General features: G+C 63.9%; 13 protein-coding genes. 4 read left to right on the top strand and 9 right to left on the bottom strand.

Going from position 1 to position 14,260, the window contains the following annotated elements; translation table 11 throughout:
- Positions 1–55: 55 nt before the first annotated feature.
- Positions 56–718, bottom strand: coding sequence for an energy transducer TonB (locus ACOJSJ_RS01990; RefSeq protein WP_420143308.1), 663 nt, complete (start codon positions 716–718; stop codon positions 56–58).
- A 254-nt stretch (positions 719–972) separates the two neighbouring features.
- Between ACOJSJ_RS01990 and ACOJSJ_RS01985 the strand changes: the two genes are divergently transcribed.
- Together ACOJSJ_RS01985 and ACOJSJ_RS01980 are read left to right on the top strand one after the other, a co-directional pair.
- On the top strand, positions 973–1,845 hold the full coding sequence (locus ACOJSJ_RS01985; protein ID WP_420143307.1) for a hypothetical protein: 873 nt from the start codon (positions 973–975) through the stop codon (positions 1,843–1,845).
- Positions 1,846–1,958: 113 nt separating this feature from the next.
- Entirely contained in the window at positions 1,959–3,263 is a 1,305-nt protein-coding gene (locus ACOJSJ_RS01980) for a homoserine dehydrogenase (RefSeq protein WP_420143306.1), read from the top strand.
- Positions 3,264–3,322: 59 nt separating this feature from the next.
- Here ACOJSJ_RS01980 and ACOJSJ_RS01975 read toward each other — a convergent pair whose 3' ends face one another.
- On the bottom strand, positions 3,323–3,784 hold the full coding sequence (locus ACOJSJ_RS01975; RefSeq protein ID WP_420143305.1) for a hypothetical protein: 462 nt from the start codon (positions 3,782–3,784) through the stop codon (positions 3,323–3,325).
- A 119-nt stretch (positions 3,785–3,903) separates the two neighbouring features.
- Between ACOJSJ_RS01975 and glpX the strand changes: the two genes are divergently transcribed.
- Positions 3,904–4,890 carry a class II fructose-bisphosphatase gene (gene glpX, locus ACOJSJ_RS01970; protein ID WP_420143338.1) on the top strand — a complete coding sequence of 329 codons (987 nt, stop codon included), beginning with the start codon at positions 3,904–3,906 and terminating at the stop codon, positions 4,888–4,890.
- Positions 4,891–4,924: 34 nt separating this feature from the next.
- Here glpX and ACOJSJ_RS01965 read toward each other — a convergent pair whose 3' ends face one another.
- From ACOJSJ_RS01965 to ACOJSJ_RS01935, 7 genes are all read right to left on the bottom strand, one after another.
- Positions 4,925–5,302, bottom strand: a complete 378-nt coding sequence (locus ACOJSJ_RS01965) for a MerC domain-containing protein (RefSeq protein WP_420143304.1) — start codon at positions 5,300–5,302, stop codon at positions 4,925–4,927.
- Positions 5,303–5,377: 75 nt separating this feature from the next.
- Positions 5,378–7,102 (bottom strand): diguanylate cyclase, encoded by a 1,725-nt coding sequence (locus tag ACOJSJ_RS01960; RefSeq protein ID WP_420143337.1) that lies wholly within the window; start codon positions 7,100–7,102, stop codon positions 5,378–5,380.
- A gap of 148 nt (positions 7,103–7,250) precedes the next feature.
- A complete protein-coding gene (locus ACOJSJ_RS01955) occupies positions 7,251–8,720 on the bottom strand; it encodes a glycerol kinase (RefSeq protein ID WP_420143303.1) in 1,470 nt (489 codons plus the stop codon).
- Positions 8,717–10,240, bottom strand: a complete 1,524-nt coding sequence (locus ACOJSJ_RS01950; protein WP_420143302.1) for a glycerol-3-phosphate dehydrogenase — start codon at positions 10,238–10,240, stop codon at positions 8,717–8,719. Before ACOJSJ_RS01950 ends, ACOJSJ_RS01955 begins: the two co-directional genes overlap by 4 nt.
- A gap of 70 nt (positions 10,241–10,310) precedes the next feature.
- Complete coding sequence (gene clpS, locus ACOJSJ_RS01945) at positions 10,311–10,733, bottom strand: ATP-dependent Clp protease adapter ClpS (protein ID WP_420143336.1); 423 nt, start codon at positions 10,731–10,733, stop codon at positions 10,311–10,313.
- A 122-nt stretch (positions 10,734–10,855) separates the two neighbouring features.
- Positions 10,856–11,719, bottom strand: a complete 864-nt coding sequence (locus ACOJSJ_RS01940; protein WP_420143301.1) for a phasin family protein — start codon at positions 11,717–11,719, stop codon at positions 10,856–10,858.
- A gap of 151 nt (positions 11,720–11,870) precedes the next feature.
- A complete protein-coding gene (locus ACOJSJ_RS01935) occupies positions 11,871–13,610 on the bottom strand; it encodes a PHA/PHB synthase family protein (RefSeq protein WP_420143300.1) in 1,740 nt (579 codons plus the stop codon).
- A 143-nt stretch (positions 13,611–13,753) separates the two neighbouring features.
- Here ACOJSJ_RS01935 and ACOJSJ_RS01930 point away from each other — a divergent pair.
- The coding region (locus ACOJSJ_RS01930; protein ID WP_420143299.1) for an aminotransferase class I/II-fold pyridoxal phosphate-dependent enzyme at positions 13,754–14,260 on the top strand (507 nt) is incomplete at its 3' end.

The raw sequence follows: 14,260 nt of genomic DNA, 5'->3' as shown, positions 1-14,260 counted from the left end.
CAATGAGATCAAGCTAGGGACAGGCGGCGCGGGGCGCTCGCCTTCCCGATCAGGATTATTCCGGCAGACGCCAGGTGATACGCCCGTTGTACGTATCGGGCATGTCATTCCCATCCGAACCCTTCGCCGGCTTGAAGCGCGCACGGCGCGGCAGCAGGCGACAGGTTGCCTCGTCGAGGTCGGGATGACCGGTCGACTGAGTGATGGTGCAGTTGGTCACCCGACCGTCAGCACCGATTTCCAAGCGGAAACCGGCCGTACCCGAACGTTCTTCGCGCTGTGCGCGGCTCGGATAGTCGGCATCGCTGAGCCAGCTGCCGGGGTTGCTACGCGGCGAAGCGCGCGTTGCAGCCTGAGGCGGGGCCGGCGGCGGGGCCGGAGGTGGCGGCGGTGCGGCAACCGGGACCGGATTGAACACCGGAGGCGGTGTCCGAACGGTCTGGATTGGCGGCGCAGGCGCCGGGGTCTGCACAATCGGCGGAGGCGCGACAACCGGCGGCGGCTCGATCGGCTGATCTGGCGGCGGCGGTGGCGGCTCCTCGTCCGGTGGCGGCGGTTCCTCCTTCACGTCGATCACGTTCAGCTGTTCTGCCGCCTTTTTGACATATTTCATGCCAAGACCGGTGACAAAGGCATAGCCAAGAACAGCGTGAATCAGGGCGACGATGACGATCGAGACAGTCCGACTCGATCCTTGCGAGTGGTCAGCATAGGCCATTCGGCAACGACACTCCTTAACTCATCTTACCAGTGGTTTATACAAATCAGCCAAAAACGACCCAAGCCGACCGAGCTACCCCAGCCGCCTTTGGCCCCCTGTCCGTTCATTTGCTACCGCGCAAACTCCTATCGCGGCATATCGTGGCACGCAAACGCTTTATCGATATGTTCATTTGCGGTTACCATTTCATATCGGAATGACTTGCCTGTGACATCATTGCCACGGGCCAAAAATACAGGACGAAGCTGACGATGAAATCCGCCATCCGCCTTAACCGCTTGGCAATCTTATGCCTCATTTCCGCCGCATCTTCCGCGGTTTTCCCAGCCTTTGCCCAAGATAAAAAGGTGGTAACGCAACCATCCGGCAATTTTGGTCAGCTGTCCTATGCCGACATCGTGGACCTGGCCGACAAGGCGCCAATGGTCGCCAATGTGCGTATTCGCAACATCATCACATTGAAGCCTGAACAGGCCGGAACTGTGCCAGCAGGGCACAAAAGGTTGTTCATCGAGGCCGACGTAACGGGGTTGATTCGCGGTGAAGCGGGAATCAGTCCCCTTGTAACCTACCTCTATGATGCCCCCCTCGACGCCAAGGGGAAGGTGCCGAAGCTGAAAAAGGCCCAGATGATCGTCTTCGCCCGGACCGGTGGCCGCCCCGGCGAGATTCAGCTGATCGCGCCCCACGCCCAGATCGCCGCCACCCCGGCCGAAGAGCAACGCGTGAAGACCATATTGTCCGCGCTGGTCGCCCCCAGCGCCCCGCCGCGAATCACCGGGCTGGGCGATGCTTTCCATGTCGCGGGCACGATCGCAGGCGAAGGCGAAACGCAGATTTTCCTACGCACGGAAAATGGCGACCCGGTATCGCTGTCCGTCCTGCGTCGTCCGGGTCAGGCGCCGCACTTGGCGGTTGCGCTGGGTGAGATCATGGATGAGGCCGCCCGCCCGCCCGAACCCGGCACGCTGCTATGGTATCGTCTGGCCTGCACATTGCCATCGGCCCTGCCGCCCCGCGCCGTGCGGACATTGTCGCCGCAGGATGCCGACGCGGCGCGCGCCGATTACGGCGTCGTCATCGCGGCGCTGGGGCCGTGCGGGCGGACCCGTAGCGTCAACTGATTCGCACAGCGATTCGGAAGCGGGCGTCGGCGGTTGCCCGCTTTTTCTTTGGACAGATACGCGCGGGCGTCTACAGCGCGGCTTCCAACAGTCGGAAGGGAAGAGAAGCCGCCATGTCCAATCTGCACCGCCATGCCCCGCTGCGCGTCGCGCTCGTCGGTCTCGGCACGGTGGGCGGGGGCGTCATTCGGCTGCTGGAAACCAACAGCGACCTGATCGCGCGGCGCGCCGGTTGCCCCATTCAGGTCGTCGCCATTTCCGCGCGCGATCGCAACAAGGATCGCGGCATCGACCTCAGCCCTTACGAATGGGTCGATGACATGACGACGCTGGCGACGCGCGAGGATGTCGATGTCGTGGTCGAACTGATCGGCGGGTCGGACGGCCCTGCCCTCACCCTGGCCCGGCAATGCCTGACCGTGGGCAAGCCTTTCGTCACCGCGAACAAGGCGATGCTGGCGCATCATGGTCTGGATCTGGCCCGGCTCGCCGAACGGGGCGGCATCGCCCTGAAATATGAAGCCGCGGTCGCAGGCGGCATCCCGGTCATCAAGGGCATGCGCGAAGGCGCCGCCGCCAACGAAATCAGCCGCGTCTATGGCATATTGAACGGCACCTGCAATTACATCCTGACCACGATGGAGAAGGAAGGCCGGGGCTTTGACGAGGTTCTGAAGGAAGCGCAGGATCTGGGCTATGCCGAAGCCGATCCGAGTTTTGACATCGATGGGGTGGATGCCGCGCATAAGCTGACCATATTGGCCAGCCTCGCCTTTGGCACCGAACTGGATTTCGACGCGGTCGCCACCACCGGCATCCGCCATGTCATCGCCGCCGACATCGCCGAAGCAGCGGCGCTGGGTTTCCGCATCCGGCTGGTCGGCATGGCGCAGAACGGACCGGAGGGGCTGTTCCAGCGCGTCCACCCGATGCTGGTGCCGCTGGATCATCCGCTGGCACATGTCGACGGATCGCTGAATGCCGTGGTGGCGGAGGGGAATTTCGTCGGCCGCCTGTTCTTCCAGGGGCGCGGCGCGGGCGAAGGTCCGACCGCGTCGGCCGTGGTCGCCGACCTGATCGACGTGGCGCGCGACGAATATGGCGACGCCTTCGCCATGCCGGTCGCAGCGCTCAGCCCGCAACGGACCGCCGACGCAGGCGCGCGCATCGGCCGCGCCTATCTGCGCTTCAAGGTACAGGATCGCCCCGGCGTACTGGCGGAAATCGCCGCCGCGACCCGCGATGCGGGCGTATCCATCGAAAGCATGATCCAGCGCGGCACCCATAAGGATGACGGCGTATTGGTCGCCATCGTCACCCATGCGGGCGAAGAACGGTGCGTACGTGAAACGCTGGAGCGGCTGGCCGGATCGGACAGCCTGCTCGACACGCCGATGGTGATGCACATCCTCGACTAAGCGCATTTTGACGTCGTCTGGGAAAGATGACGGATGGTGCCATGCGGCGGGAGGGGCGTTTATCGCCGCCCTGCCCCCTTGATGCGTTCGGATGGCGGCGGCGACAGGTCGGCATCCGGATCGGTCACGGCCGTCACCAGCTTTGCAAGCGCACCAATCATCTGCAACACCGGCAGGCCGCCAGTGCATCCCGCGCCCTGTCCGCCCACCACGCCGCATGATCCCTGTTGCGGCGCGACCGCCGTTGCACGGGGCGCTTCGCCCCGTTGCGGCCCCGCCCCTGCCACCTCCTCACGCGACAGGGGCAGCCGTTCGCGCGCATTGCGCTCCGCCTGCGTACCGCACACCACGATGGCGTCGCCGCTGCGGTCGCAGGGACGGACGAACTGCGTCTTCGCCCGATAGGCGCGCATCAGCCCGTCATCGCCATCCGCCTGCGCAGCGGCCGTCGCCGGGATCGCCACAAGCGCCATGGTGAGGGGGACAATGCGCTTCATGACGACAGGAAAGCAGCCAATCATGGCGGCATCATGTCGTGCCGGTCGGGCGCGGAGCGGCGCCGCATACACCCCCTTCCCGCCTCGACAAGGATCGGCCAAACTCCTATCGCGGCGGCAACAAGAACAGGCAGAGGAAGATGATGGTGCAGGGAAGTTCGGTTCTGGATCGCGTCCTGGTGCTGGAAATGGTGCGCGTCACCGAAGCGGCGGCGATCGCCGCGTCGAAACTGATCGGCCGGGGCGATGAAAAGGCCGCCGATGCGGCAGCGGTCGAAGCGATGCGCCTTGCCTTCAACGATCTGTATATGGACGGCACCGTCGTCATCGGCGAAGGCGAACGGGACGAAGCGCCGATGCTCTATATCGGGGAGAAGGTCGGCAGCGCCATCGGCACCGGGCCAAAGATCGACATCGCGCTCGACCCGCTGGAAGGGACGACCATCACGGCGAAGGCCGGCCCCAATGCGCTGGCGGTGCTGGCCATTTCCGAGGAAGGCGGGCTGTTGAACGCGCCCGACGTCTATATGGAAAAGCTGGCGATTGGCCCCGGCTATCCCATCGGCACGATCGACCTCAACCGGTCGGTGCGCGAAAATGTCGAATCGGTCGCGAAGGCCAAGGGCGTCGATCCCCATGAAATCATCGTGTGCGTGCTCGACCGGCCGCGCCATGAAAGGCTGATCGCGGAGTTGCGCGCCATCGGATGCGGCATCATGCTGATCCCCGACGGCGACGTTGCAGGCGTGATCGCGACCACCGATCCGGAAACCACCATCGACATCTATATGGGGTCGGGCGGCGCGCCCGAAGGCGTACTGGCCTGCGCCGCGCTGCGCTGCGTGGGCGGGCAGTTCAAGGGGAAGCTGCTGTTCCGCAACGAGGATGAGAGAAGCCGCGCGCGCAAATGGGGCATCACCGACCTCGACAAGATCTACGACCTTGATGAACTGGCGAAGGGGGACTGCATCTTTGCCGCGACCGGGGTTACCGACGGATCATTGCTGGATGGGGTGAAACGGATGCCCGGCGGCAGGCTGACGACACAAAGCGTGGTGATGCGTGCCAGCACCGGCACCGTCCGATGGGTGAAGGGGGAACATCGGGTGGACAATAAGGACCGGGGATGAATGAAAAGGGAGCCGTCAGGCTCCCTTCATCGCATCAGTGGCCAGCGCGATGATTGAGATCGTGGCCCAGCGACAATATGCCGACGCCCAGCAGCGTATAGACGCTTTCCTGCAAACCATGATCCATGGTGAGCGCACCCGCCATCACGCCCAGGCCAAGCGATCCGATCGCCGCAGGCATCATATAGCCATGGGCCAGCGCGCCATGGCCAAGCGCCGCCGCACCCAGAATGATGGCCACCACCAGTCCCGCTTCGTGAAAGATCGGGCTTTCGAAAATGCCGCCCGCGGACGCGAGCAGTCCCAATATCACGGCCGTGGCGAAACAATGTGCGACGCAAAGACCCGACAGCGCGATCGCGATACGATCGACACGACCGGTCATCAGGGCATGGCGCAACATCAGCTTCATGGTCGCCGCTACATAGGACAAGCCATTATAAGTTACAACATAACATCGTTGCAGCCCCGGCATTTTTTATGTCCGTCAGGCCGCCAGACGCATGCAGTTGCGGCCACTATGTTTGGCGCGATAAAGCGCCTTGTCGGCAGCTTCCATGATCACGGACCGTTCGGCCGCGTCATTCAGCGCGACAAGGCCCGCGCTGAAGGTCACGCGGATCGCCAGCGACGCATCGACGATGACGGGTTCGGCCAATAGCGCGCGCAGCCGGTCGCAGGTCAGGCTCGACCGGTGAACGTCGCTATCGGTCAGGAGGATGGCGAATTCCTCGCCCCCCAGGCGGCCGATGCTGTCTTCCGCGTGCAGCCCCTGTCGCAGCCGATCGACAAAAGCCGTCAGCACCCGGTCGCCCGCGCCATGACCGTAGCGGTCATTGACCGATTTGAAATGATCGATGTCGATCAGCAGCAGGCATGACCGTGCGCCCAGCGCGACCCGCGCCATTTCCCGGTCCACCTTGTCCAGAAAGGCGCGACGGCTGTCCGCACCGGTCAGCGAATCGCGGGCGGCGACCTGTTGCAGGGCGCGCTGTCGCGCCTTGTGCCGGGACATGTCGCGAATCATGCTGACGACGCCGCTGGGCAGGCCGCGTTCGTCGATCATCGCGCGACTGACCATTTCGCACCATTCCATAGCGTTGATCGACACCATCGGGCGAAATTCGACCTTGTGCACCGAACCCGGCTGGGCCAGCGCGCGATGATGCGCGGCAACGACCAGCGCCCGATCCTGTGGATCGACCAGATTGGACGCGGCCTGACCGATCAGCAGTTCGGGCGCGCAGCCAATCTGTTCGCTGGCCGACGGGGACGCATATTGGATCATGCCGTCTACGCCGATATTGAGCACCAGATCGCCGCTATATTCCGCCATCGCGCGATAGCGGGCCTCGCTCTGTTGCAGCATCTGGAAGATGCGCTTGCGCGCCGCCAGTTCGACCGCGACCGGCATGCACAGCAGGAAACTGAGCGCGAGGTAGAATTGGAAGAATTGCACGCGTTCGCCCGTCGTCGCCGCGACAAGGGTCAATGGACCGCTGCCCGCCATGGTCGCGCTGCCGCCGATCAGCGCCAGCAGGATGATGGCGGCGGCCGATCCCATATGCCCGACCCGAAAGGCGATCAGGACCAGCGGCAACAAGGGCGCGAACAGCAGGGGATAATAGGCCCAGTAAAAGACATGGACGGTTGTGACCGCGAACAGCGTCAACAACAGCACGGCCTCTATCCGGTTGCGTATCGATGCTTCGTCCAGCCAGCGGCGCAATTCGCCCTGAAAGGCCATGATCAGGATCGGTGCGAAGGTCAGGCCGCCCAGAACATGGCCGGTATACCATTGCACGAAGCTCTGGCCGAACTTCACCGGCAACAGGGTCGATGCGACCCAGGCGGCCGCAAGACCGCAGATGATATTGGCGACCGCGCATAGCGCCACCACGAAGACGATGAGCGGGCGTATGGAGCCGGTGACGAGCCGGTCGGCCAGGAACCATCGGCAAAGCGCCGCGACGATTAGCGATTCGACGATGTTGATGATGGCCATCGGAACGGCGGCGACCGGTCCCATGCCGAACCATGCCGTCGCCGCGACGCTGGCAATGCCGCACGCGATGATGGCGCGTGGCCAATGCGCCGTGCGCGATGTCAGCAATTCCGCCATCAGAAACGCGTTGGCGGCCCAGATGAAGGCCAGCCCGCCTTCGAATCGCGAAATCATCAGCGCCAGCGACGCCGTCACAAAATAGACCATGCCCGTCACGATCGGGGCGGTCCATGAAGACGGTTGGCGAAGAGTGGTGCGCGGCATGTTGGGATGATGCTACGCGGCCAGCGTTAATATTTTTGCTCATCCCCGCCGTCAGGGGTGGCGGAAACGACCGGATCGTCCGTGCGGAATTTCATGCATCATGCCGCAACAGCGCGCGCCAGCCCGACAGGCGTCGTTGCCGATCCGCATCGTCCATGGCAGGCGCGAAGGATGTGCTTTGCGATAGCATCGCCTGCATCGCGGCCTCCAGCGTCGGGAACAGGCCGCACCCGACCCCCGCCAGCATCGCCGCGCCCCGCGCCGTCGTTTCCACATCGTCGGGCCGTTCGACGGGCAGATCCAGAATGTCTGCCATATCCTGCGCGATCCAGTCGTTCGCGCTCATCCCGCCATCGATTCGCAGCATGCGCCATGGTGCGCCATCGGCCGCGAAGGCGGCGGCCAGATCATGCACCTGATGCGCCATCGATTCGAGTGCGGCGCGCACGATATGCGCGCGCCCCGTACCATGGGTCAGGCCGCTGATGATGCCGCTCGCCTCCGGCCGCCAGTGGGGCGCGCCAAGGCCAGACAAGGCAGGCAGCATGAACACCCCGCCATTGTCGGGCACCGACCGGGCGATGGCATCGCTATGCGCCGCCTTTTCAATCAGGCCCAGCGAATCGCGCAGCCACTGGATCAGGCTGCCCGCGACGAAGATCGATCCTTCCAGCGCATAATGACGGCGGCCGTCCAGCTGGCAGACGACGGTGCCCAGCAGGCGATGGGTGGAGGACGGCAAATCCTGTCCCACCGACGCCAGCACGAAGGCCCCGGTGCCCAATGTCGCCTTGACCGCGCCGGGGGCAAGACAACCCTGTCCGATGGTCGCGGCCTGCTGATCCCCCGCCAGACCGCATATCGCAATGGCCCCGCCCAGCAGGTCGGGCAGGGTCGATCCGAACCGTCCCGCATTGTCCACGATGGCGGGCAGCGCCGTTGACGGCACGTCGAACAGCGCGCACAGATCGGCGTCCCAGCCTTCGCCGTCGAGCGCCAGCAATTGCGTACGGCTGGCGTTGCTGGCGTCGCTGATGTGCAGGCCGCCGGTCAGTTTCCATATCAGCCAGCTTTCTACCGTGCCAAAAGCCAGCCGGTCGCCCGCGGCGGCGACATCGGGGCGATGATCGATCATCCAGCGCATCTTGGTCGCGGAAAAATAGGGGTCGAGGATGAGGCCGGTGCGCTGCTGCACCAGCGGTTCATGACCCGCTTCCCGCAATGCGGCGCAGCGATCGGCGGTGCGCCGGTCCTGCCACACGATGGCGCGGCCCAGCGGATCGCCGCTCTGCCGGTCCCAGGCGACCACGGTTTCGCGCTGATTGGTGATGCCGATGGCGGCGATGCGATCCGCCCCGCCAGCCCGGTCCACCATCTGGCGCGCGCAATCGAGCGTGCGGGTCCAGATTTCCGCCGCATCATGTTCGACCCAGCCGGGCTGGGGATAATATTGGGTGAGGTCCGCCTGCGCCACGGCGATGCGCGCGCCATCGGGCGCGTAGAGCATGGCCCGCGTCGATGTGGTGCCCGCGTCCAGCACCAACAGATGGCGCTCGCTCATATCCTCTCCTTCACCCATGTTTCCAGCCGCGCCGCCTGATCCGCGTCCAGTCGCAGGCCGAGCTTGCTGCGGCGCCAGAGCATGTCGTCAGCGCTCTGCGCCCATTCGCGGGTCATCATGTGGCGGACCTCCGCTTCGCTGAGGCCATGGCCGAAATCCGTGCCCAGATCCGCCCCGGTCCTGGCTCCGCCCAGCCAGAGCCGCGCCTGCGTGCCATAGGCGCGGGCTATGCGATCCACCGTCGCAGGGGACAGGAACGGATAATCGCGGGCAAGATCGGCGGACAGCGCGGCAAAGCCGGTCATCGGAAAATCACCACCCGGCAGCGGTGCGTTCGCCGTCCAGTCCTTCCCTTTCAGAACGGGCAGATGCGATTGCAGCCGGTCCACCGCTTCGGCGGCGAGATGGCGATAGGTGGTGATCTTGCCACCGAAGATACTGAGCAACGCCGCCTGCCCCGGCTCACCGTCCAGTTCGATGCGATAGCCGCGCGTCGCCGCTTCGGGGCGTCCCGATCCATCGTCGACCAGAGGCCGCACCCCGGCATAGGACCAGACGACATCGGCCGGACCGATCGGGCGCGCAAAATAGCGGTTCGCGGCTTCGCACAGATAGGCGATTTCCTCCGCATCCGGCACGACATGGTCAAGCCCGCCCTGATGATCGCGGTCCGTGGTGCCGATCAGGGTGAAATCATGTTCATAGGGAATGGCGAAGAAGATACGCCCGTCGGGTAGCTGAAAGAAATAGGCGCGGTCATGATCGAACAGGCGCGGGACGACGATATGCGATCCACGCACCAGCCGCATACGATAGGGCGTGGATCGATGGGCGGTCTTCAGCAGGTCGAGCACCGCCGGGCCGGTCGCGTTGACGACGGCGCGGGCGCGGAAGGACTGGATTTGCCCGTCCCTGTCCTGTGCGTCGACATGCCAGATCGCGCCCTGCCGCTCCATGGCCACCACGCGCGTCCGGGTGCGGATGTCGGCGCCGCGATCGGCCGCGTCGCGGGCGTTGAGCAGCACCAGCCGGGCATCGTCCACCCAGCCGTCGGAATAGCACCAGGCGGTGCGGAAGCCGGGCCTTAACGCCGCGCCCGCGGCATCATGGCGCAGGTCGATGGTCTGCGTCGCGGGCAATGCGCGGCGGCCGCCGATATGGTCGTAGAGGAAGAGGCCTAGGCGCAGCATCCAGCGGGGACGCAGCCCCTTCGTCCAGGGAAGCACGAAGCGCATCGGGTGGATGATATGCGGGGCGATGGCCCAGAGCCGCTCCCTTTCGATCAGCGATTCGCGCACCAGCCCGAAGGCGCGATGTTCCAGATAGCGCAGGCCGCCATGGATGAGTTTCGTGGATGCCGATGACGTACCGCCGGCAAGATCGCCCTGCTCCAGCAGCAGCAGGTTCGCGCCGCGCCCGGCCGCATCGCGGGCGATGCCGCACCCGTTTATGCCGCCGCCGATGACGATCAGATCATGGATGTCCGATGGCGGCCGGTCATGTTCCAGAAGGTCGTTCACCCGACCGATGTAGGATGGCCCGGCGGACGGGGAAACCGGGAAATGTCAGCCAGCCGCAAAAGCCGATCGGTCAGGCCTTTTCCAGCGTGCATTGCAGCGGATGCTGGTTCTGCCGGGCGAAGTCCATCACCTGATTGACCTTCGTTTCGGCGACTTCATAGCTGAATATGCCGCAGATTCCGACGCCGCGCTGATGGACATGCAGCATGACCCGCGTCGCTTCCTCCATATCCATGCGGAAGAAGCTTTGCAGCACATGGACGACGAATTCCATCGGCGTATAGTCGTCGTTCAGCATCAGCACCTTGTAAAGCGACGGCTTTTTCGTGCGGGTCCGGGTGCGCGTGGCAACGCCGACATTGGGACCGCCCGGTCCTTCGCCCTGATCGTCCGGATGCTGTCCGGCCATGACGACGGCGGCGGCAAGGGAAGCTGCAGAGGATGTGCTGGGGCTGTTCATGATGCCCAAGAATATGGCGATTTGTCCCCGCATGGCAAGGGGCCGGGCGGTCATTCCACCCTGCGGGACCGATAAATCGACGTTAACGCGGAAGGGGCGCCGCATCCCCGATGGATGCGACGCCCCCGTCATTCAGTCCGCAAAAGCGTGGCCGATCAGGCGGCCATCGCCTTCACCTTGTCGGTGACAAGCGTGACGCGCGCGGTCAGTGGCTGGGCAACGTCGCCAGCCAGCTTCATCATCGCTTCGCTGCTCTTGGCCGCTTCCTTGGCAAATTCGTCGAAGCTGCTGGAGAAGAGCTGGCTCTGCAGCTGGAAGAATTCGGTCGGTGTCTTCACGGTCGAGAAGCTCATGAAAGAGGCGGTCGCCTTTTCGAAGTTCTTCTTGCTGTAATCCACGGCTTCCTGACCGAGCGTTTCCATGCCCTTGGCAGCGATCTTGCCCGATTCCACCAGCGCTTCGACATTGCCCTTGGCGATGTCGCTGAGTTCTTCGATCGCCTTGGTCGACTTTTCGACGCCGGCCTTCGCCTTTTCGTTGAAGTCGGCATAGGCGGTTTCGAACTTGGCCTTGGTGTCTTCGGCAAACTTCTTACCGGTTTCGATGACGTCGTTCATGATCATTTTTCCTTCTGCGGGCAGCGGCTGGGTCGCGATGGTTGCGGCCTTTTTGGTCAGGCTCTCTGTAATCTTGGCGGCCGGCGGCGTGGGGACCGGCGCAGGCGTGGGGGTCGGAGCCGGGGCCGGTGTCGGTTCCGGGGTCGGCGCCTTTTGCGGATTGGTGTCGATGGGCTTCACGTCGGCCGTAACGGCTGTTTTTGCTGCGGCTGCCGGTTTGGCGCTGGCGACGGGCCTTGCCGCAGCAGCCTTTGCCACGACCGGCTTGGCCGGTGCGGCTTTCGTGGCGGGTGCGGTGCCGATCGCGGCCTCAGCAGCCTTGAGCGCTTCGCTGGCCGACAGGGTCGCCGATCCCGCCTTTGCACGCGGGCTGCTCTTCGGGGTCTTTGGTGAAACAGCCATGACCATCCTCCGTTTGTTGCACTGCACAATATGCATTTTGCAAAGGGCTGGCAAGAGTTATTGTGCGGTGCAACAAAAATGACATCTGCGTCTGATCGCCTTTTTCAAATCATTGGGCGAAAATGGCCGCAAATCGCCATCTTATGTTCAGTCAGCGCGTGCGGACGTAGCGGCCGGGTGCGTCCTCTATCGCCTTCAGTCGGCCTTTGCCGGGCTGCCGCGCGCCTTTCGCCGCTACGGTGCGCGAATCAAGCTGGCCGATCCATGCGCGCCAGTCCGGCCACCAGCTGCCCTTGGTTTCGGTGGCCGCCGCCAGAAAATCGTCCAGCGTCGCCTGTGGGGCGTCGGCGGTCCAATATTGATATTTTTTCGCGGCAGGCGGGTTCACCACCCCGGCAATATGGCCCGACCCGGCCAGCAGGAAGCGGATCGGCCCGGACAGATTTTCCGTCAGCTTCCACACGCTTTCCAGCGGCGCGATATGATCTTCCCTGCCCGCCTGCACATAAGCGGGCGTCATCACCTTCGTCAGGTCGATGGGCGTGCCATCGACGCTGATGGCGCCGGGCACGACCAGCAGATTGTCGCGATACAGCTGGGTCAGATAATCGCGGTGCCAGCGCGCGGGCAGATTGGTCGTATCGCCATTCCAGTAGAGCAGGTCGAACGGCGGATAATCCAGCCCCAGCAGATAATTATTGACCACATAGTTCCAGATGAGGTCGCGGCCGCGCAACAGGTTGAAGGTCGCGGCCATGTAGCGCCCGTCCAGAAACCCCTTGGACGACAGCTGATCCACCAGCTTCATCTGTTCATCGTCCACGAACAGGGTGAGGTCGCCCGCCTGCGAGAAATCGACCTGCGCGGTGAAGAAGGTGGCGCTAGCGACCTTGTCCGCCTGCCCCCGCGCCGCCAGCAGCGCCAGCGTGGCGGCCAGCGTCGTGCCCGCCACGCAATAGCCGATGGTGTGGACGCTCTTCACCTTCAGAAGATCGCGCACCGTGTCGATCGCGTCGATCTGGCCACGCAGGATATAATCGTCCCAGACCATATCCTTCATGGAGGCGTCGGCCGATTTCCACGACACCAGAAACACGCTGATCCCCTGATCCACCGCCCATTTGACGAAGCTCTTTTCCGGCGACAGGTCGAGAATGTAGAAACGGTTGATCCATGGCGGAAAAATGATCAGCGGCGTTTCCAGCACGGTTTCCGTCGACGGCGCATAATGGATCAGTTGATAAAGCGGCGCTTCGTGGATCACCTTACCCGGTGTCGAGGCGATGTTGCGGCCGAGTTCGAATCCGGTGCCGTCGGTATGGGTCAGCTGGCCCTTTTCCATGTCGGCCAGCATGTGCTTCAGGCCCTTGACCAGATTTTCGCCGCCGCTTTCGATCGTCTTCTGCACGACGGTGGGGTTGGTCAGCGGGAAATTGGACGGCGACAGCGCGTCCAGCATGCCCGTCGTGGTGAAGCGCAGCTTCGCCTTCACCCTGGGGTCGACGCCGTCGACCGCATCGGCAAGGTTCGTCAGATAATCCGAAACCAGCAGATAGCTTTGCCGGATGAGGTCGTAGAAAGGATGATCGGTCCATGCCGGATCGGCAAAGCGCCGGTCCTTGCGTGCGGCCGGACTGTCGGCGGGCGCAGGGTCCGGCCGGTCGCGGAGCAGACCGCCGGAGTCCATGAAACGTTGCCACAGGGCAAGGCCTTCGTCGGCGAAGCTGGTCTGGATGCGCGCCACGGTTTCCGGGTCGAAAGGCAGCGCATGGCCTGTCACCCCCGCCGCCTGTTCCAGCATCAGCTGCTGGGCGCGGCCGATAACGTCAGTCCATTGCTGCATCTGTTCCAGCGTGGGCAGATGGGGTTCCATGACGTCCGCATTGTTCATGGCCACCTTGCTCCTTCTGGTATCGTTCCGTTGCGCTGCTTTCGCTGGCGCGGCGCAATCTGGCGGGTTATAGCCATATTGTGACACGCCAGCGGCGTACCACGCACTATTCCCTACAGAGAGCTTTCAGGAAAGCCCCTATAATGTCCGAAGAATTTTACCGCATGAAGCGCCTGCCGCCTTACGTCATTGCCGAAGTGAACGGCATGCGGGCCGCCGCGCGCGCCGCGGGCGAGGACATTATCGACCTTGGCATGGGCAATCCCGACCTGCCGCCGCCCGACCATGTGATCGCGAAACTGATCGAGGTGGCGCAGAAGCCGAGCGCCCATGGCTATTCGCAGTCGCGCGGCATCCCCGGCCTTCGTAAGGCGCAGGCGAACTATTATGCGCGCCGTTTCGGCGTGGAGGTCGACCCCGACAGGGAAGTGGTCGTGACCATGGGGTCGAAGGAAGGCCTAGCCTCGCTTGCCACCGCGATCACCGAGCCGGGCGACGTGGTGCTGGCGCCCAATCCCAGCTATCCGATCCACACGTTCGGCTTCATCATCGCGGGCGCGACCATCCGGTCGGTGCCGACGACGCCGGATGAAAATTATTTCCGATCGCTCGACCGCGCGATGGCCTTCACCGTGCCGCGGCCGTCGATA

This window comes from Sphingobium sp. (assembly GCF_048594625.1).
Lineage (GTDB): Bacteria > Pseudomonadota > Alphaproteobacteria > Sphingomonadales > Sphingomonadaceae > Sphingobium.
The sequence above is the reverse complement of the archived record's forward strand: the minus strand, read 5'-3'. Positions and strand labels throughout refer to the sequence as shown.